The organism is Dokdonia sp. (assembly GCF_039945015.1).
Classification (GTDB): domain Bacteria; phylum Bacteroidota; class Bacteroidia; order Flavobacteriales; family Flavobacteriaceae; genus Dokdonia.
The window spans coordinates 127,257-147,847 of record NZ_JBDUXP010000020.1 but is presented as its reverse complement, the minus strand read 5'-3'; the positions used below and the strand labels follow the sequence as shown (position 1 = coordinate 147,847).

The 20,591-nt window shown below is 32.4% G+C and carries 21 protein-coding genes; 7 read left to right on the top strand and 14 right to left on the bottom strand.

All coding sequences use genetic code 11. The features are described 5' to 3' along the window. Positions 1–290: 290 nt before the first annotated feature. The 14 genes from ABJD27_RS15880 to ABJD27_RS15815 all read right to left on the bottom strand — a co-directional run bounded on the left by ABJD27_RS15880 (position 291) and on the right by ABJD27_RS15815 (position 14,920). Positions 291–491 (bottom strand): hypothetical protein, encoded by a 201-nt coding sequence (locus tag ABJD27_RS15880; RefSeq protein ID WP_348165840.1) that lies wholly within the window; start codon positions 489–491, stop codon positions 291–293. Positions 492–501: 10 nt separating this feature from the next. Next, positions 502–924, bottom strand: a complete 423-nt coding sequence (locus ABJD27_RS15875) for a TIGR02594 family protein (protein WP_348165837.1) — start codon at positions 922–924, stop codon at positions 502–504. A 254-nt stretch (positions 925–1,178) separates the two neighbouring features. Next, the gene (locus ABJD27_RS15870; RefSeq protein WP_348165834.1) at positions 1,179–2,855 is read right to left on the bottom strand and encodes a hypothetical protein; all 1,677 of its coding nucleotides are present in this window, start codon (positions 2,853–2,855) and stop codon (positions 1,179–1,181) included. 31 nt (positions 2,856–2,886) lie between these two features. Next, entirely contained in the window at positions 2,887–3,354 is a 468-nt protein-coding gene (locus ABJD27_RS15865; RefSeq protein WP_348165831.1) for a phage holin family protein, read from the bottom strand. A gap of 11 nt (positions 3,355–3,365) precedes the next feature. Further along, positions 3,366–3,833: a hypothetical protein gene (locus ABJD27_RS15860; RefSeq protein WP_348165828.1), complete on the bottom strand. Its 468-nt coding sequence runs from the start codon at positions 3,831–3,833 to the stop codon at positions 3,366–3,368. 119 nt (positions 3,834–3,952) lie between these two features. Further along, entirely contained in the window at positions 3,953–4,834 is an 882-nt protein-coding gene (locus tag ABJD27_RS15855; protein ID WP_348165825.1) for a hypothetical protein, read from the bottom strand. Between the two features lie 2 nt (positions 4,835–4,836). Beyond that, positions 4,837–7,302 (bottom strand): hypothetical protein, encoded by a 2,466-nt coding sequence (locus ABJD27_RS15850; protein ID WP_348165822.1) that lies wholly within the window; start codon positions 7,300–7,302, stop codon positions 4,837–4,839. Positions 7,303–7,386: 84 nt separating this feature from the next. After that, the gene (locus tag ABJD27_RS15845) at positions 7,387–9,627 is read right to left on the bottom strand and encodes a hypothetical protein (protein WP_348165819.1); all 2,241 of its coding nucleotides are present in this window, start codon (positions 9,625–9,627) and stop codon (positions 7,387–7,389) included. A gap of 145 nt (positions 9,628–9,772) precedes the next feature. Next, on the bottom strand, positions 9,773–10,771 hold the full coding sequence (locus ABJD27_RS15840; protein ID WP_348165817.1) for a hypothetical protein: 999 nt from the start codon (positions 10,769–10,771) through the stop codon (positions 9,773–9,775). Positions 10,772–10,782: 11 nt separating this feature from the next. After that, positions 10,783–11,775: a hypothetical protein gene (locus ABJD27_RS15835; protein WP_348165814.1), complete on the bottom strand. Its 993-nt coding sequence runs from the start codon at positions 11,773–11,775 to the stop codon at positions 10,783–10,785. A 117-nt stretch (positions 11,776–11,892) separates the two neighbouring features. Then, complete coding sequence (locus tag ABJD27_RS15830) at positions 11,893–12,195, bottom strand: hypothetical protein (RefSeq protein WP_348165811.1); 303 nt, start codon at positions 12,193–12,195, stop codon at positions 11,893–11,895. Further along, a complete protein-coding gene (locus tag ABJD27_RS15825) occupies positions 12,182–12,469 on the bottom strand; it encodes a hypothetical protein (protein ID WP_348165808.1) in 288 nt (95 codons plus the stop codon). Before ABJD27_RS15825 ends, ABJD27_RS15830 begins: the two co-directional genes overlap by 14 nt. A 358-nt stretch (positions 12,470–12,827) precedes the next feature. Next, positions 12,828–12,968: a hypothetical protein gene (locus ABJD27_RS15820; protein WP_348165805.1), complete on the bottom strand. Its 141-nt coding sequence runs from the start codon at positions 12,966–12,968 to the stop codon at positions 12,828–12,830. Positions 12,969–12,973: 5 nt separating this feature from the next. Further along, the gene (locus tag ABJD27_RS15815) at positions 12,974–14,920 is read right to left on the bottom strand and encodes a hypothetical protein (protein WP_348165802.1); all 1,947 of its coding nucleotides are present in this window, start codon (positions 14,918–14,920) and stop codon (positions 12,974–12,976) included. Between the two features lie 985 nt (positions 14,921–15,905). On the opposite strand from ABJD27_RS15815, the gene ABJD27_RS15810 reads away from it, so the two are divergent. From ABJD27_RS15810 to ABJD27_RS15780, 7 genes are all read left to right on the top strand, one after another. Continuing rightward, a complete protein-coding gene (locus tag ABJD27_RS15810) occupies positions 15,906–16,112 on the top strand; it encodes a hypothetical protein (protein WP_348165799.1) in 207 nt (68 codons plus the stop codon). Between the two features lie 8 nt (positions 16,113–16,120). After that, positions 16,121–16,591: a hypothetical protein gene (locus tag ABJD27_RS15805; protein ID WP_348165796.1), complete on the top strand. Its 471-nt coding sequence runs from the start codon at positions 16,121–16,123 to the stop codon at positions 16,589–16,591. 10 nt (positions 16,592–16,601) lie between these two features. Further along, positions 16,602–17,177 carry a DUF6046 domain-containing protein gene (locus ABJD27_RS15800; RefSeq protein WP_348165793.1) on the top strand — a complete coding sequence of 192 codons (576 nt, stop codon included), beginning with the start codon at positions 16,602–16,604 and terminating at the stop codon, positions 17,175–17,177. Further along, positions 17,170–18,483: a hypothetical protein gene (locus tag ABJD27_RS15795; RefSeq protein WP_348165790.1), complete on the top strand. Its 1,314-nt coding sequence runs from the start codon at positions 17,170–17,172 to the stop codon at positions 18,481–18,483. The genes ABJD27_RS15800 and ABJD27_RS15795 overlap by 8 nt, the downstream gene beginning before the upstream one ends. Then, a complete protein-coding gene (locus ABJD27_RS15790; protein WP_348165787.1) occupies positions 18,480–19,511 on the top strand; it encodes a hypothetical protein in 1,032 nt (343 codons plus the stop codon). The genes ABJD27_RS15795 and ABJD27_RS15790 overlap by 4 nt, the downstream gene beginning before the upstream one ends. Positions 19,512–19,527: 16 nt before the next feature. Continuing rightward, a complete protein-coding gene (locus ABJD27_RS15785) occupies positions 19,528–19,743 on the top strand; it encodes a hypothetical protein (RefSeq protein ID WP_348165784.1) in 216 nt (71 codons plus the stop codon). Positions 19,744–20,027: 284 nt separating this feature from the next. Further along, on the top strand, positions 20,028–20,561 hold the full coding sequence (locus ABJD27_RS15780; RefSeq protein WP_348165782.1) for an HD domain-containing protein: 534 nt from the start codon (positions 20,028–20,030) through the stop codon (positions 20,559–20,561). Positions 20,562–20,591: the final 30 nt, after the last annotated feature.

Genomic DNA, 20,591 nt, shown 5'->3' with positions numbered 1-20,591 from the left:
ATTTGTTTTAATAATGTGATAAATACCTTATTTTAAAGTAGTTTTCATTTTGCAATATTTTTAAACATATCACAAATAACTGCAATTTATAAAGGAGAATTTTGTATTAAACCATATAAGAAATATGTAAGTTAGATCCTTACCTCTCTATAATATATATAGAAGTTTATAGACGAATAAAAAACATTTTTGGAGAGGGAACTCTTTCTAAACGTATTATAAGAATACATTGCCTACGATGCTACAAAACTTATGTACTGTCTATTATAGGACTTCGTAATTTGAGCTTCTTACTTTTCTTGAATGTTATTCAGGTTTTTAGATTGACAAGTTTCTAATAACATCTGTAAACTATCTAGTTTGTGTAATCTCTCCATATCACCTTTTTCCTGAGTATTCTCTTTATAAACCTCTTTAGGTTGATATTGTTCGTGTAGAAGGATAAAAACCAACAAGCATCCTATAAACAAATATTCAATCCTATTCTTCATCTTTTTAATTTTAAATAATTACTCGATACCCTAAAAGCCTAGACACTGGATAGCTACTAATATTTACTTGATCATCTTGATTTCCTCCTAATACAAAAATCTCATCTCCTACTTGATTGATGTAAAACCCTACATGGCCTTTCCAACTTTTTTTACTTTCACGCCAGAACACAACAACATCTCCTAGCTGTGGACTCTTTGTTTCCATACCTATCTCTAGCCAACTTCTCGCATCAAGTTTCCCCGTATATGGAGCATCACTCATTTTAAGCACCCAATTAACAAAGGCAGAACACCAAGCGGTCTCATCTTTCAACTGCTTACTAGTGTACCCTAATTCTTTAAAATATTTAATTACTTCTGGATTATTTTTAATTCCTTTTTTTTCTTTTATACCATATTGGCTAAAAGCATATTGCATATGTTTTATCATTCTCTATAGGTTTATTATGAGTGGTTTTTATTTTTTAATTCTTATTGGTAATTGTATGACAGATAGTTCTAGATCTTATTCTCTAAGTTTATTTGTGATATAGTAATAGGCAGATTACAAGAATAATCTACTTATTATTCTTTTTTTTATGCTTTCGCGAAAGCGTAAACCCTATGTATCAATAATGTATAGATATTATTAAATAGGTCTTGTAATATGTTCTTAGACGTTACTGAAGAAGTAACACATTCTCCTTAATAATTGGTAAATCCCTGAACTATAGTGTCATTACTATTATTAGAAAGTTTTATTGCATTTGTACTTAATCCTCCTACATCTATCGTAATCGTAGAGCCTGTTGAGTTTATTAACTCCGTAGGCTTTTTTTGACGTATTGTCGTATTTTCTATTCGTACGGTACCTATATTTGATTTAGTCATTAAGTATGAATCTACTACCATACAACAGTTTTTGTAATTTAGATTACCGTCATCTACTGTAAGTGTCCCTGTAGAATCATCTACAATAAGATCTATAAAATCAATAGCTCCATTTGTAGAATTACCTGTATAATTAAGTAGCTTTACTCTTCCTTTAAAGGTTACTTGTGTTACTGTTTGAACTAGTAAAATAGTAGCTACGGGTGTATCTAAAAATTCAACAATTATTGGTTTATTTGAGTAATGAAATCTCAAGTCTCCAGATACATTTGCTAAAGCAATTTTCCCACTTTCTACAATTCTAATAAGCCCTACTCCTCCTGTTATGAGTTGGTTTGTTGATACCTCAAGTTCTACACCTGCAAAAGGTGTTATCAACGCTGCATTAGGTGTATATCCCGAAGCATTAATTAATTCAAAATTTAACCTACTTGTACGACAACTTCCCATAGCTGTTCTCATAATAAGACGGTTGATCTTCTCTACATAATAAGTTCGTCCAAAATATCTAGCATTTCCTCCAGGTGATGTGATATTAATTTCGTCTACATTAAAATCACATATCAAGTCCTCTGTATTTAAAGAAGAAAAACCAACAGTTTTATTATCTAATATTCGCCCATTAGGGATATTAAAATACCATCTTATGGTACGGCTCCCATTATTGGTGTAAAATAAATTCCCAGAATTTGTATTATTAGTAAAACTTATATTGACATATAAATTAGATCGAAATTCTACATTTAGAAAAGGGACTTTTTCATTTATTAGATGTGTTGCTTGATTAAGCAAGATGATAACAATATGTACAGAATCCAGGTCAATTGTTTTATCATATTCAGAAAACACACCATCTATAGTCTTATATGGTTTTGAAGGGTTATTAATCCCACCTATATCATCATCACCTAACACACTATGTACATAATAATAGGTAGTTGCATCACTTACAAACTTGATTCTATTATTAGCCGCATCAAAAGAAACCCCTTCAAACTCAACAAACTCATCTGCCGTAAATTGCGTAATACCATTCTCATCCCTTATTGCTAGTCCCTGTAAAGCTGCTGTTGTAACATCTGTAGTTGCTAACTTAGCATCTAATATCCCTTGTAAATCTTCGACCTCACTAATTTGATGAAGATCTGGATGCACATAGTTCTCTAGTTGCTCTAATTTTGACTTTAATAAGGTTGTAAAATCTTCGACAGATAATTGTTTATTAGGTATTTTATCTACTTTTTTATCTAAGTCGATTTGAAGATTTATTATAAAATCATCTGGAAGTTCACTAGAAGATTGTGTTATTACTTGCTGTGTATCATCAGAAAAAATAAAAACAAAATCCCCATCAATATTTACCGATATATTTCTAATAGCCACGCCGTCATCTTTATGCAAAAAGCTATCAATAAGGCTTTCAAATTCAGATTGAGTAGGTCTATCTCCTGACTCAAAATAAGATTTTAATGTTGCTACATTTTTTTTCATAGTGTATTTATATCTTTTTTAAATGCGATTATTACATTCTATTATTTTTTTCATCTATCGTATCTAGAAATCTTTTAAACAGATTGATCAAAGAAGATCTAATTGCTTTCAAAAGCTTTGTTAATGCGTCAAAGTTTTTAACTTCTTGTTTTGTTTTTATCGCAATAACATTACTAAAAATTGATATCCCATCACTTACAATAAGCAAGTCTATTACGAGTGTTATAAACCAGTTAAAATCGTAATTAAGTCCTTTTCCCATAAGATTTAAAGACATAGGAATTACTAATACTGCAAGTTTTGAAACAAACCCAAGTATTAGTTTTTTAAAGTAAAAGGTCTTTTCTAATACAATCACTTTAACAACACCTAAAAAGGTGTCGATTAACATAAGACAAAACAGTACTTTTAATAATTCTACATCTATATCTATGTATACAAAGAATGAGTATATGAGAATCTTTATTTCATTCGGGCATTCTAATATCTTTTCGTACATCTAATTCTCAATTATTTATCTTCGACAATCGATTTTTTCGCATGATCAAAATCAAAAACACTTAATAGATTTGTAAATCTTTTACCAAATTCTGTTAAGGTTTGATCTCTTTCATTCTCTCCTAGATTATCGCTGATAGTTTCTTGAGTAACTCCAAACTTATGCGTAGACTCTTCTGTTATAAAATTGTCATTTAAAAGTGCTCCAACTACTATATTTCCTGTAATATCTATATTAAGACTTACATGTCTTAAGTAGCTTTCAAACTCTTCCCACTTCACTATCCTATATAAAAATCCGAGTGGAAAAATTCCTATTGCACTAATACACGCAAAAAAGAAAAGGATCCATTCTCCATAATATTTTTTAGAAATAAATAAAAATGGTGTTAAGCCCAGGCTCACTGGAATCATACAACCAGCAGTAATGACAAGCCACAACAATGCCATTACTGTAAATAAAACTTTTACAGTTTTCATAATAATTTTTTAAGGGTTAAATTTCCGTACCAAGTACGATTTGGGGTTTTTGGTATTCCATTATCTAGGTGAAAATTTTAGTAGTATCACCTAGATCTGAATTAAGTTAAAGAGTGTTTTTAACTTACATTTCCTTTTAATTTCTCAACAAAATAATGTCTTATTGTTTTTCCTTGCATATCATTTAATTCAAGCGCATTTATGTACGATTGAAACATTGTTGCTTCTTCTTGAGTTTTGCCAGATGCGACTAGTTGTTCTTGTGTAGGAACAAAAGTACTAAGCCACGGTAATGCTGTTTCTGTTTCTATAGCCGTATAGAGATCTGTTGTTGCATATGATTTATACTCTGTAAAATCTGTAGAGAACTCTCTTGAAAGTTTTCGTAAAGCATCATATGCTTTCTTTTTTGCAGTAGTATCTTCATCATCTACAAACACGCCAAGAATTACTAGAATTGCTCCTATTTTTTCAGATAAAACACGTGTGATATTTGTACGCCTTTTAAGTCCTACATCTAAGATTTGTCTATTAGTCTCGTATACTTTGTGTCTAATTTTAGTGTTTTTCTCATCAGTATCTAAGGTTCCATCTTCAAAGTAATATTGCCATTTCTTCTCACGGGAATACATTCCACGCTCTGCTGGATAAAATTCTAGATCTGAAGTTCTATATTCATATACTTCAGAAACCATTACTACTGGTCTCTTTTCTTCATTTTGTTTATAATAATAAATGGTTTCTTGTACTAAACCATCATTGGTCAATGTGACATCTTCAGTAAGTCTTATTCCAGACTTTAGTTCAGTTACATAGTTAATTGCTGTAATCTCTTTTTCAGATTGAGATGGCACTACTAGTGTTTTTAAAAGATGTTTTGGATCTGGGTTTTTATACTCAGTCACTTCTTCCCAGGTTAATCCTAAATGACTCTCTTGTGGTTGAAAATCTAATTGTGCTCTTACTTTATTATCTGTTCCTTTTCCTATCCAAATACTCATGATTATATAATTTTAAATTGCACATCGGCTCTTAATTCCCACCAATTGGACATTCCAAAAGGACTAAAATTTACTGCTGTACTAGGTGATACATATATAGTAAACCCTATTTCTTCTGTAGGTAGTTGAATAATATCTACAGTGCTTCCATCCCCTATTCCTTGTGCGCTTTGCCACTGACTAGAATCTAATCCTCCAGTTACTCCTAAACGGCTTTTTGTACTAACTGTAGTATTTAAACCTACATCTACAAACTCTGTTTCAAGACTAAAATCTCCTCTAAATTCAATATTATTTAATTCTAATTGATGACCCGGTTTTAATATTCCATAAGATGATAGATCTACAAAAAATTCTTGATCTTCTATATTATTAGTGGACCCTCCTAAGAAAAGGTTTGTCACATTAAAATAAATAGGCTCAATTTCATGATATCCTTTTACTCCTGCTCCATCAGTTCCATAATAATAACTTGACCCAGGATTTGTTTGATCACCTTGTAATTCCAAGTTTCCTGAAATATCAGTAATTGATTTTGCAAAAGCTGACTTATCACGTTTTATATCATCTAAGTCTTTTCCAGTTCCTACATATCCACCATTATCAAGTTTTGTAGCTTGTAGAGAAACTACATTAGATTCTAGTAATGCAATACTTGCTTGAAGCCCTGTTAAATCTTCTTCAAGACTTGATAAATCTACATCTATAGTTGTTCCACCAACAAATCCTAAGGTTAGGATTTTAGTAGTATCATCATACATAGTATCATTTACAAATACATCAGCAGCAATAGCTTGTGCAGAAACTGTTCCGTCGGCTTGCACAACTAAATTTCGAAGCCCTGATCCTGAAAAATTTGAAATTTTAAGACCATCTAAGAGCTCGACAATTTGACTGAATATTTTCATACCAGCAATGGTTTCATTACCTGTTGTAGCAACTTTACCATCTAATGAGGTTTGTAAATTTTCTACTTTGTCTATACTGATTTTATGATAGCCTTTTATTCCAGATTCATTTGTTCCATAATAATGTGTAGGTGATGGAAGTTCCTGATCACCTTGAAGCTCTAGATTTCCTGAAATATCTGTAATTGATTTTGCAAAAGCTGACTTATCACGTTTAGCATTATTCAGATCTTCAGCTGTCCCTGTAAATGTACCTTTATCTAGCTTCGCATCTTGTAACGATGTAATATCTGCTTCATTCTTATCAATAGCTGCTTGTAAACCTGTAAGATCTTCTTCAAGATCAGAAAGATCAATCTCTATGGCTGTACCATCTACAAAAGATAAGGTTAACATTTTAGTGTCATCATCATAAGAGGTATTGTTTACAAACACATCTGTCGCAATTGCTTGGGCAGCTAAAGTTCCATCTGCCTGTACAACAATATTTCTAAGTCCCGTCCCTGAAAAATTTGAAATTTTTAGACCTGATAAAAAGCTTACAATTTCATTGAATGTTTTTTGACCTGTTATAGTTTCATTACCAGTAGTAGCTACTTTACCATCTAATGAAGTTTGTAAATTCTCTACGCTATCAATATCAATTTTATGATACCCTTTTACTCCGTCTTCATCTGTTCCATAATAATGTGTAGGTGATGGAAGTTCTTGATCTCCTTGAAGTTCCAGGTTCCCTGAAACATCTGTAATTGATTTTGCGAAAGCAGACTTATCACGTTTGGCATCATCCAAATCTTGTGCTGTTCCTACAAAACCACCTCTATTCAACTTTAAGTCTTCTAAAGAAGCTATAGCTGACCTTATAGATACAATACTTGATTGAAATCCAGTTATATCATCTTCGAGACTTGATAAATCAATATTTATTGCAGTTCCGTTAACAAATTCTAATGTCAATTTTTTTGTAGCTTCATCAAATTGTGTATTCTCTACAAAAACATCTGTCGCAATAGCTTTTACATCTACTGTTCCGTCTGCTTGAACTACTAAATTCCTAAGCCCTGTTCCTGAAAAACTTGAAAGTTTTATTCCATCTAATAACTCTATTAATTCAGAAAAAACTTTTTGCCCATTTATAGTTTCGTTTCCAGTGGCATTCACTTTCCCATCTAAAGATGTTTGTAGGTTTTCTATTTCTAAAATATTATGAGTTACTGGATGGACATAGTTTTCTAACTGTTCCAGTTTTACTTTTAAAGCTGATGTAAAATCTTCTGTAGATAATTGCTTATTTCCGTCTTTATCTATTTTGTCATTTAATACATTTTGTAAATCTGTAATAAAACTGATCGGTAATGCTTCTGGTAATTGTCTTACCGTAAATATTGTGTTATCCGAAAATGTAAAAACAAAATGTCCATCACTATTAATAGTTATATTTCTAATTGTAACACCAGCATCTTTATGTACAAAGCTATCGATAAGGTCCTCAAAATCTGTTTGGGAAGGCTTATCTCCGCTCTCAAATAAAGATTTGAGTGTTGATATACTTCTTTTCATATAATTAAGTATTAATTGTATTAAAACAGGCTTCCGTAATTTGCTTCTACAGAAGCCATATTTTAATACTATTTTGATATAAATTTAAAGTTGATTTTGAGGAAAATCGTTATCATTATCAGCAATGATTACATCTCCGCCGCCACCGCCGCCGCCATTGCCGCCGCCGCCGTTGCCGTCGTCAATTGGATCTTCTTCTATAAGGATGAGATCTGTAGCCTCAAATAAAGAAGTTATAAGTTCTCTATTGCCTGGGTTACTTGTCAATGAAATTCTTGAATTAAGCGTATAAAATGTATTTGAATTTACAACAGTCAATCGCGGTACTATTCCTATATGAGTTACTCGAATATTTTTCTCTCCATTAGCTCCAAATGTTATACTGAAAGTTTGACTAGTTCCTTGTGTCATAATTGCTTGTCCAAGTATTGAACCTGTATCAGAATCATTGACAGAAACACGACTTCCATTTAAAACTGTAGATGTTAAATATTGAATAGATAATTGCTCTGTTGTATTAGGTGTACCTTGTAATCTTACATTAAAGACTTCTGTATTTCCTAAGGATATTGAATCTGGTAATACTACTATACTCGTTTCTTCTACAACATTTACAGTATAACTCTTTGTTGCTCTTCCTCCATCTACATCAGTCACTTCAAACTCAATTATATCTGCATCAAGTAATCCTGTAATTCCAAAACTTGCAGTTCTAATCGTATTAACGATATTAGCCTCTGACACATTTAGATTCCTAAAAGGATTAATAATTCTGGTCACGCCATTGCTTGTTATCCTTGCAATTATAGTTACACTTGGATCAAAAATATCACCATCTGGATCTGATACTGCCACTTCAAAAACACTTATTAATTGTATTTGAGAGTTGATTTCTCTATTGATTGTAAATATTGTGTTACTTGTAATATCAGTCCCCGTAGTTGGGTTTACAATTGAGTTAAATATAGGAGGTCTATTTGTACGTGCTACAACAATCGTTACCCTATCCATATATTGCGCACCTTGTGCATCCTGTCCTGTTGCCTCATAAACATAGGTTCCTTCTATTAAGGTTCCATTAATATGTGTTGTTAGTCCATTTGGTGTTGCTATTGTTGAATTATTTGGCCCTGAAAATTGTGTCCAACCATTAAATGTTAAGTTTTCTAAACTAGCACTTAATGTAAAAGAAGCATCTGCCGTAGCATCGTAAGTATCCTGACCACTAAGAATTTGCAATACGAAGGATTCTCTTTCACCAAAATCACCTGAGATTGCTGCATTAATTGTTGGTGTATCTCTTCCTACAAAAATAATATATCTTACAGCGCTAAAATTTAATTGTCCACCAACTGAAATACTATTATCATCTAAATCTGGTATCGTAATGTTACCTATTTGATCGTTATCTTCATCACAAAACACCCATCCAAGAGGAGGTTGTCCATTAGCACTAAACCATAAGGTAATAAGTCCTAGCGGAATACTCTCTGAAGATCTTCCTTTACATACATTCCCTTTATTGTCAATCAACAATGGTGATTTAAGTGTAGAGGTGCTATTTTCTGCAAATTCTGGAAATTTTATCTCCCCTCCTATTACCGTTGTTCCCCAGTCACTATTATAATTAAGATGCAGTGCTGTATTATCAGGATTTACGGGTCTAACATCATCTATTGCAGTAAATTCCTCAATATTCTCATCTACCAAGGCACGTCCTTGATCTCCTCTTTGTGTAGAAGATCCAAATTCAAAATACTTAGCTCTTAACGTAGCAAGTGCTGTTTCTAGAGTATCTAGATTAGATAATTGATTACCTCCCATATCTAGATCTCCTTCCATAGGTTTACTACCGTCTATAGGTAAGAACCCTATGCGTCTAAGAGGAGTAGTATTACCAGGTAGATTTGCAATATTATAAAACCTAAAAATTCTGTCGTTAGGCTCTGACAATGTCATATCATCCTGTCCAGTCATAGGATTATAATTATCAGGAATTTCATTAGCATATTCAACCGTATAATCTATATATGCAGGTTTATAAAGCCCATCTCCATAACGTAATTTAATGGTAGTCTCGGCAGTTCTCAAAACATTTGTAGGTGTTGTAGTACCAGCTTCCATAAGATGGAGTACACCATTTATGATAAACCATCCATTTTCATCATTGGTTGGTTCAGAAATCACATAAACTTGATCTTCCTGAATATCGAAACTTCTTTTGAGCATTTCATAAAGCTCATCTCTATAAGCTGACTGTAGTCTGGCAAGTGTTTCCTGTTCTAATGGAAACCCTCCGCTATTTATAAAATTTATTTTTTTCATCGTAACTGTTTAATATCGTTTCTCTGTTATAAGGCACTTGCAACATATCTTCTGTAACTAGAAGTTAGTTTCATGTCTTAACTCAATTATTTTAATTGTGTTTATTCTAGTAATGTTTTAGTTTACATTACAGTATTGTCATATCTCAAATGGATGCACGACTTGAAATTTGCGTCTGAGGATTACAGATTCTTTGTAATTCTGCTGCTCCTGTTTGCATTGCAATCTCCTGACTACCATATGTAAATGTTTCATACGTTTTTCCCGCTAATTTGTAAAAGTTAACCACCTGATGGAATCTTGGTGTTCTTACCTCAACTGCACCTGCCAAGGCTCTATCTTCATTAGGGTGAGGCACAAAAAAGATTTTATCTGCAATTCCTCGTAAAGCAATTGCTACTTCTAATTCAGTTAACATATTATCATTATTACTATTAAATTCATTAATATCTACATTCAATTCTGTAGGCATCATAATTCTAAAGTTAGCATACGTTATATCTGTAAAATCTGCACTATCAGCGAGAAAAGTACGATAAGGAGAAGGTGGTGTATTTTCATTATCCGGAGTCATCTCATCAGAAACTGTATCTTCAGAAGTCACATCATTAGAAATTGAATTATCGGTAACTATATCATCTGTAGCATCTCCTGTATTTGTATCAATTTTAAGTTCCTCACAAGTAAAAAGTTCTATAGGATCTAAAAACCCTAGTTCATCTAATATTATTCTTTGTTGTGTCACTCCATCTACAATAACTGGCATCCCATCTACGATAATATCTTCTGACACAGGAACCGTAAGATGCTCTTCTTCGGTATGTAAGTAATATTCTTCATGTTTATATATAAATTGCAAATTCGGCTGCAATGTTTCATCTATATATATAAATTTTGCATCTCTTTTACCTTCAATCGTAAGGTTAGGATCATAAGTAACATTTGGATTAAAAGTTTCGTTAAGGACTTTTTCTAAATAAATGACTTGCCCATTGTGCTGCATTTGAAAAAGCGTTTGTGTGTATAAAGTCCTTAAAGGCTTTAAGAGTGCAATTAACCAGACATAATGCCTTTGCCTCCTCAAAATAGGTGGAAGCAACCAGAGTATTATTTTACTCCAGTTTATAATTAAATAATTTCTCATAGTTTCTGGATTTAAAATATATTCTGATTATTTCTAAAAAAGGTATATGGGAGATACGTTACATTGATCTGTAATTCATTTAGATCAACGTATCCAGAATCAGGAATGTAAAATTCTCCATCAATTGTCACTGGAGTACTCATCGCTTTTCCAGCTTTCATATTTTGTAAAAGCGGAATATTTACTCCTGGAGCTTGTTGAATGGCATCTACCAGAAATGTTTTGACAATAGCTCCATTAAACTCAATATTTCTCAGGTAGTTATTGATTGCGTCTACTACAGGGTTTGTACCATTGGCTAGTAACACCCCATTTTCTTCATCATTAGAGCTGCTAGGGTTAATAAAAATAATTAAAGGATCTACGTACACTAATAAATTCAATTCTAATTTATCTCCTGGAAAAGAACTTACTTGTACTTGATTTCCAGCATCTTTAATACGATTGATATATTCTCTAAATCTAGCTTGTTCATCAGGTTTTAGGCTAGTGATATTTTCTCCATCATCTTTGGCCACTTTCATAAATACGACTCCTACTTGATTACGAAAATAATTTGATAATAACTGGTCAGCATCTGAATTACTTACTTCTACATTGACCCTATCTCCACTATCATTTCGAATCGTTAATTCTCCATCAGGATTTAATATTGTAGCCAGATCTATTTCACTAACTGCGCAATGTTTTACAATCCTTTTACTTTCAATTTCAACTTCACTTAATTCTTCTGTATCAAATTCAAAGAATCCATCTTTAAAAATAAGAGAGGTTTTATCTATAAAACCTAAAGCTTGTGTACGATACCAGTCTAAGGTATGCGGGCGAGATATTCTCGCATTTCTTTCCACGATTTGTTCATGGACCCAAATGGCTGAAGCAACTATGTAAACCCATAGCTTCCATATTGCAGTTTTAGATTGATTTGTAAGACCTGCTAAGGCAGATTGCTCTCTTTTTTCATCTAAAATTTCATTTTGGATTTCGGCAATTGTTCTTGACATATTTAAATTTTTAATGTAGTTCTCCCTCTAGACACGTTTAAAGCGCCTATAATCAAGGTTTTAATGTTTTTTAATGTATATACCTATTACGAGATTGTAATAGCATATAAAAAGTATCTAAGCGATAAAGAAATCATCTTCTATAATCATAAAATCAACTCCAAATACATCTGGCAGAAGTAATTCTTCTTCTCTAGTTGAGTTTGTTGCAGGATGTACATTGTTTGCTATATAGTATGCAACAATATCTTTTTTAAACGCTTCTCTTCCTACTTGTAAATCTTCATATACAGAAATATCATCTGTAATATTAAATCTATTATTATCATCCAAAACATCAAATACAGTCTCTATACTTCCATATTCTTGTAAGGCAATATCAAGAACATTTTGATTTTCTTGAGGTCTAATAGTTTCCATCTATTTTAATGTTTTTTAGATCGTTAACATCTAATGTTCTCACATTAAAGTTATCGTAAATTAATTGCTTGTCTATTTCATTTTCTAAGCGTAAACGCGTTGTAGCATCTGGGCTTTTTAGGTACCTAGTAAGTCCTACACCTAGAATGGGATATTCTTTAAAGCTTCCTTTTTGACTTAACAAAATGTGTGTCAAGTTTTGCTGGCTGGCTTCATCGATAAGAAAATCTCCATTCTTTATCTCTAGGTCATCTTCTAAGATAAAATCGTTCATATATATTGTTTTAAAATTATTTAATAATCACCGCCTAGCAGTCTTTAAATATCATTGAGAAACAAGTCACGTATAGGCCTTAAAACACAACCATTTTCTATACTATAAAAATACTTTAACACTGCTATAAAAAAAAGAATTTAGAAGTCGTTAAACGGTAGTTTCAGTACATTATCTATCTGATAAACTGTATCATAGTCCCACATGTCTCTGCTTACATTTATTACATATTAATACGCATGTAAAACAGATGTTATTTTTATTTTAGGCTACTTTTTGAGGATTAAATAATATTATAAAAAGGATTGTTTCTTTATATGCTTTCGCGAAAGCGTATACCGCCTTAATACATGAAGTATTATTCTTCTTTCTCTTTTATAAGTAATGCTATAAATTCTTCCAGTACAGGTATTCCTAGTATAGGTATAGCACATCCATCTGGACAAATTTGAATGGCTATTTTAAGCTCTTCTAATCTTGTTATTTCTTCTGTTGTCATGTTTTCTATTTAGCTTTTACAAAAATTTCTATTCCTGGTATCTGATCTATAGCAATAGGAGTATTGTCAGGGTCTGTATTAATTTTTCTATATACAAGATCTCCTTCTTCACTGTTAAAAATATATTTTCCAGACAGGCTAGGCATATCTTCATACAAGAATCCAAAAAGTCCTTTAACAGTATTCTGGCCTGACGCATCTATACTTAAGTTATTTGTGTAAAAATCTCCGGCATGTTTAAAAGCAGTTAAAAACATAATGCTGTCTGATATTTTAAGGTATTGCCCTCTGCTATATCCAAACAAGCATTTATTAGTCTGTACATTACTTAAAGAAAGCCTATCTACACGTTTTCCTCCGATCATCGTATTTCTTATACGACAGGCATCATCAAATTGTACATCCATATAAGTCACTCCAAAAGCAGTTGCATCTGCAGCCATACCTCCTAGTCTTAAAAATGCAAGGTTACCCGCATTAGCGATTAATGATGTACTTAGTATCTGTAGATCTGAAATACGTCCTTTATTGCTTAATTCTATGACGTTATCTATTGCCGTAATTCGCACCAATCCATCACTATTAAATGGAGATGATGAAGACACAACACTTCCTGCCATAAAACTGGAATAAGAGATTCCATCTGTAACGTTTACTATTATTTTTTGATCTTCTATATACTGTCCGCTATTTCTTCTAAAAACAGTATTCTCTAAATTATTTACTTTAAAGACTTCTACCTTATCTATCGGATTACCTTGTGTATCTATTGGAAAAATAGGAAGATCTCTTCCATTATTTATAAGAGGAGCAGTTACATCTACCTTATAGATATTGTCATTTGCTGTTTCCATACGAGCGCCATACACAATAGAAGCCCCGTTTGTAATTCCATCTAGAAACAGGTTTGGAATTGTGCCTACTTGACTAAAATCTTGATAAAAATTTTCATTTTCAACGCTTGGTAATATATATCTATGCTCTTCTGTTGTGTTTATATTTCCTAATGTAAATGCGTTATTTCCTCCTACATTATATACAGAACTATCTACTGTATTTTGGAGAATATAATTTACCCAATCTTCATTAGATAATTTATAACGTCTATAACGTTGTACACGCCAATCTTTGTCTACATCTATCTTCCCATCTGCAGAGATGCGTCTTTTAATACTTCCATTACGTGTACCTATTACAACATCATCTTCATTTTTAATTTCGGTATCTGTAAAGTCATATTCTAGCAACTCACCAGGATATGTAACACTCGCTGCTTGTATAGCAAAAGCATTTCCTGAGATGGCAGTTACTAAAATTTTTTCTAAAGGCACAGCGCTATTTTCTTCGGCAGTCATTTCCATATATGGAGTTCCATTATGCACATCAGTATTAATAACACCATTAGGTTGCATCATTACTTTTAAGTTTGCATCTAGAATGGTTGCATCCTCATCTATGGTATCAAAACGCTTAATAGAATATCTAAATGTAGATCCATCTACAGTGTGTAGTCCATTAGAAAATTTCATAAAGAAACCAGAAAAAAAGCTTACGACTGTAGCCGTATCTCCTACTTGAATAGGTCCCATATAATCTGCTGGTAAACTTACAACCTCAATAGGAACTCCATTACTCACCTCATTAAGTGGTGGGTCAAAAAAAGCAAAACCAGAAACAACTCCTTGACTAGCAGCCTCTCGGTTAATATTTGTTGTATTAGTCCCTTCTATATAATAGCGTGTTTGGTAGTTTGCGATTGTATATTTTTGTCCTACGACAAGAGCATTGTTTGTAATCAGTGTTTCTAAATCTGTATACGTATATTCTGTAGCAGCTATAGTCGCAAAATCTTCGTCAATGATCATACTATCAATGAGGTCAGAAAATTCTCCTTCGGTAGGTCTATCTCCAGTCTCAAAATACGTTTTTAAAGTACTTCTTGTTTGTTTCATTAGTATTTGTATTTAATAATTCTTTTAAAAAATGGGTAAAACATAACATCGTGCTAGAAAATATACTAGCATCACAAAGGATTGCTTTATAATAAAATGTGGGATGCAAATAGAGTATTTCCGTAGTATTCCTTGTAGAAAATCTCTTATTTTCAGAGTGTAAAAATAGAACGAACACTTCTTAGAAAAAAATTATAGCCCCCTGTATAACAGTAGTTTCAGCAAATTACCTATAACACATAACGTGTTTTGGGTAGCCCCTTTTATGTATGTCTTCTATAACGTCATACATAAAAGGTCAGGCTATTCACTATATCTTTTAAAACCATATATAAAAGTTTTAAAAGGATGCCGTTACTATCCTTACTACAGAAAAAGAATAGTCACATTAAAAAACAATTTGTGGTATGTTTTTGTTGTATTAGGAGTGACAATGATTCTTCTTAGACAAATATCTTTAAAGCGCCAGCGGGCACCGAAGGAGTGATATTACTGATAGAAGTGGTAGCGATACCAGTAACGCCTCCTTCGGCCGGGATAATATTTTCTCTAGAAGCTATAGCATTGTTTTTTAAATCTTTTCCAAAGTTCTTTAAAGTAATCTCTCTTTCAAAACAACAGTATCTTTTTTAATAACAATAGCAATGCCTTATGCTATTATTTTTTTTCAAATCTTTCTTATGTATATCTATATCTCATCTGATTTAAATTCATAAAATATGATTTTTTAGCTCTGTAAAAATACACTCAAAAATGATTTTTTTTAAATTTTAAATCACAGTGAATCAGTAGTTTCAGCAAATCATCTATCTACTGAAGCTATTGAAAACACGAATCAATTTTCTATTTTTTTACACCTCTCTTATGTAGTTTTACAACCTCAAAATGCAATAATTGGTATACAATTATTTGCCAGTATATGATGATGATGTATACACTAGTGAGAACCTCTAACACCTAATTATTAATTCAAAAACAATTCATTATGGGCCAAACCTTTATGTTAAAAAAGAATCTGAGAGAAACACCAGTAATTTCGGATATAAGTAGTACACAGACAACAGGTGCATCCTCTAATGAGAATAAGTTTTCAATTGGGACTGTACATATTTCATCTACCAAGGAAGTGCAAGGAAATACAGTCGTAAATGCTGTAAAAAAAGAGTATCACGATACTAATATACCTAAGTAATAACAACCATGGAAGAGCAAAAAAACATCAAAAAGCTAAAAGCAATACATGGCAAAATCAAAAAGTATAGTTCGGAGGATAATAATTATTACGCACTCTGTAAAATACCTAATGCACACATATTTCAGATATATAAAGAGCACTATACAGAAGATATACATACAGCATTAGTCTACCTTTTTGAGGCTTGCGTTTTATCAGAAGAAACGTATGAAGATGAATTTAAACTATCTGTAGCAAATGCAATTGTAGCCGATGTGAAAATAGCGAGTAGTTTTTCTATAGACCCTACACCCTATGAAGATGAATTTAAAAAATCTGCTGCATTGATACGTCAGGCATTTCAGGTCGATCCATATCAACTTCCAATCACAGAGTATTACAAACTTTTGGAAGAAGCTCTTTGGCTTCAGAAACATCAAAACACACAACTAGAGGCTGTATACATGAATGCCTTTGCAAAAATATATTCAAATTAAAAAAACAACTATGGGATTTACAATTAATATAGATGACAAGCTAGATGGCAGAGACAGTTCTTTTACACAAGGATCACTTGAAAATGCTGTTAATTTTAATGATTCAGAAGGTCAAGATTTTATCATAGATGCTGGAGGAGAGTTTAATCAGCGTGTTTTTGCTCCTTTAATTTTTGAACCATTAGCACGACCAGGATTTACACTTTCTGAGTTACGCATAGATGCAGTAACCGTTTCTATAAATCGTTCTAAAAACATTCAAAAAGAAGCTATAGAAGGGCGAGAATTTACGGTGAAAGAACATATAACAAATGGTGATTTTAGCATCTCTATAGAAGGCCTTATTGCCAGTGATTCTGGAGATACGAACTATCCTAAAGATAAATTGTTTTTATTAAAACAATTCTTAAACGCTCCTTATACCCTTAGAGTAACTCATGCAATTTTAAATCGTTTTGGAATCTATGAGATTGTTATCGATTCCTATGCAATTCCCTCTATAGAAGGAACAAAGAATATTCAAAAATTTTCGGCAAGTGCCACATCAGATGAAACCGTTGAATTAATTATAAGAGATAATGTTTAGTTTAAATGCAAGAATTATAGTGTATGAAACGGTCAGATTAATACCAACTCCCGTTTCTTATGAGTTTAATTATGTTCAAGATGTAAGTATTACATCTTCTTATGAGACCTTAACAGATACGGCTACTATTAAGATGCCTAAAAAGGTTTTTCATAATCTAGAAGAAGAGTTTAATCCTTCGCAATTTAATACCATAAATAACAGGGATCGTATTTTATCTATCCACGATTTTTTTAAATTAGAAAACTTCGTAGAGATTTTTTTAGGGTACGATGGTGATTATAAGCCAGCTTTTAGAGGATATATCACAAGTGTAGAAGGAGATGCTCCTGTTACTATTACATGTCAAGATGCTATGTATGCATGTAAAAAAGTAAAGGCTGTAAAAGATGACTCTCTTAATGATCCAAATGATTCTTTAAATGTCATTGCTGAAAATCCAACAGTTAATATAGAAACGTTCAATCCTAAAGATTTTTTTACAGAACGATTAACAGCGTTAGGATTTCCATTTAAAATCAATGCCCTTGATGAAGATTTGGGAGCAATACTTGTCAAAAGAGGGCAAAGTGTTTGCCAAGTCCTGGAAGAATTAAAAAAGCATGACATTCATGCGTATTTTAAAACAGAAGCCGTTGGTCCTGTATTAACAATTACAAATAATCCTCAAAAATATGGTCTTGATGAAATAGGTGGTTTTATAGATCGCAATTTTATAGAAACCCCCTTAGTAGGAACACTCGTAAAAACTCTTTTTAATAAAGGATTACAACTTTTAGCCCCTGTATTAAATGCTATTGATAGTGCTTTTGGGAGTGATCAGTTTTTAGGCAGTGCTAGGTTTCGCTTTAAGCATAATATTATAGATGATAAATTAAGTGTCATTCAAGAAGAGGTTAAAAACACACGTGTTAGAGTTGAAAAATATTTTAAAAATTCTAATACTCCCATTCAAATAGAAGTAGGAGATCCAGATGGGCTTTTAGAAAAAACATATGTATTACACGCTCACGATGATGACCTTCCTAATGATCCATTACTTTTTAATCAAGAAAAACTAAAAATCGAAGCAGAGTTAGTACAGTATGCAGCATTCCGAGCGCTACAAAAGAGAGTTACAGGGCTAGATGGATACTTTACCACATTTGGTGAGCCATTCATTAGGCCAACAGATAGAGTTACTCTAGACAATGCAGAAGACAAAGAAAAAAACGGAACTTTTATAGTAAAAGATGTGGTTCGTACATACGGACTTAATGGCTATAGGCAAAAAATTTCATTAGGACGAAAAATAGAAATAGTATGATACAGATTAAAGACTTAATACAAAGCATCGCTGAAAAAGATACTTCAGTACAAACATGTGCTGCCAAAGTTATTGCTGTTAATGCACCACAGAATGCAATACATAGTCCAGATGATGCTTTTACAGTAAATGTCATGAGAGCAGATGGAGCTGTAATAAAAAATGTACGCTTAAAAGCATCTTTACAAGAAGAAGAACAAGGAATTATTAACATTCCTAAGATAGACAGTTGGGTTCTTATCTCTATTATAGACAATCTAGAAACGCGTGCCTTCATCTCTCAATGCTCTGAAGTAGAGCGTACTTTTATACGTTTTAAGAGTGAGAATAATCAATACCTCGAGATTGACAGCAATGCAGACCAATTTCATATGGTGTTTAAAGAAGTACTAAACAATATACCGGGACAACCTCCTACAGAATTTAAGTCTATTGCTAGTGTCTCCTTTAATAGTTTGCAAGCTGATAGTAATGAAAATAAACCAAACCTTATCACTACATTTTATGATGCAAACGGAAAAACACTTTCAGAAACTCTTACCACAGGGCAACAGCAAAAAACGACACTAAACTCTATTAAAAATGACGAACCTATAGAACGTGTTAGTTTTGATATAAATACAACAGCAGATTCTATAGCAACGCTCCATTTTACAAGTGAAGATGAAGAAAGCAAACAGAAAATAGATATTACGGAAGTCTCCACAACCATTGCTATAAATGAAGATGTTACTGTAGTCACTTTACAAGAAAACGACCTTACAATTACAACAGATAGTGGTGATGGGTATAGTGCTTCTATAAAAAGTGATGAGGTTATATTTATGAAAGAAGATCATCTTCTTAAACTTAAAGATGACAAATTCACAATTAAAAATAGTGGTTCAAGTCTATTAGACGAATTAGGAAAATTAGTAGATGAAATTAAACTAATAACGGTAACTACTCCTGTAGGCCCTTCTGGTACACCAATAAATGTGATGCAACTGGATGGCTTAAAAGATAGTTTTAGTAATCTACTCGAATAATAAATAAATAAACAATATGACTTTAGTAAAAGAAAATTTAAAAATGGCTATTGTAGCTGCTTTTGATGAAAGAGAAGAAAAAGAAGATAGTGTAGCTGCTATCGATAGAATAGCTGGAAAACTAGCAACAGCTATAGATGATTATATAAAAACTGGTACCGTGATGACCATGGTTACCACTGCGGGAAGTGCTACAGCACAAACGGGTACCGGAGTAGGAAACATAACATAACTTGGGAAGAGTTTGAGACTAGCAGATTCCGGTACTCTTCAAAACGCCGGATAATAAATAATTGGTGCATTTATGGTGATACACTTCTTCAGAATCACCCAATCTGCTAGTCTTTAAACTCTAATATGTAGGTTAAGTATACTAAAAAATATTGAACTAGCTTTAGAAACGAATAGGGTTGAAATAAGAAAAATGATTTAGAGACATCATTTTCTTATTTCAACCCTATTTGCATTTAGAACTTAATATCTTTACTCCTAAAATTAGGAATACTATAAAAAATTATGATATTGCCATTAGAAACAAATCAACATATACAAGCACGTGACTTCTCAATAAAGCAACATGGAAATCAGCGATATGGTACGTTACCATATATTGTACACTTACAAGCTGTCGTAAGTGTTTTACTAAGATTTGGAGTACACCCTAATAATCCTGAAGATACAGCCATACTTGCCGCTGCTTGGTTACACGATGTGATAGAAGACACAGAAACAACAAAGGATGAGGTAGAAGTCGCTTTTGGTAAAGAAATAGCCACTATTGTTTTTTGTGTAACCGATGGCAAAGGGACTTCAAGAAGTGAACGTAAAAAAGAAGTCTACCAAAAAATCATTACAAACCAAAAAGCCATTCAAGTAAAACTTGCTGATAGAATCGCAAATGTAGAAGCCTGTTTTTTAAACGGTCATAAAAAATTTAAAATGTATCAAATAGAACACCCTACATTTATAGATACATTAGCTCCTCATACGCATACAGTCTTAGGGAAAAATCTCATTGAGTATCTCAATACATTGATACATTTTAAATAAGAAAATAAAACGCTTATAAAATAAGTTTGA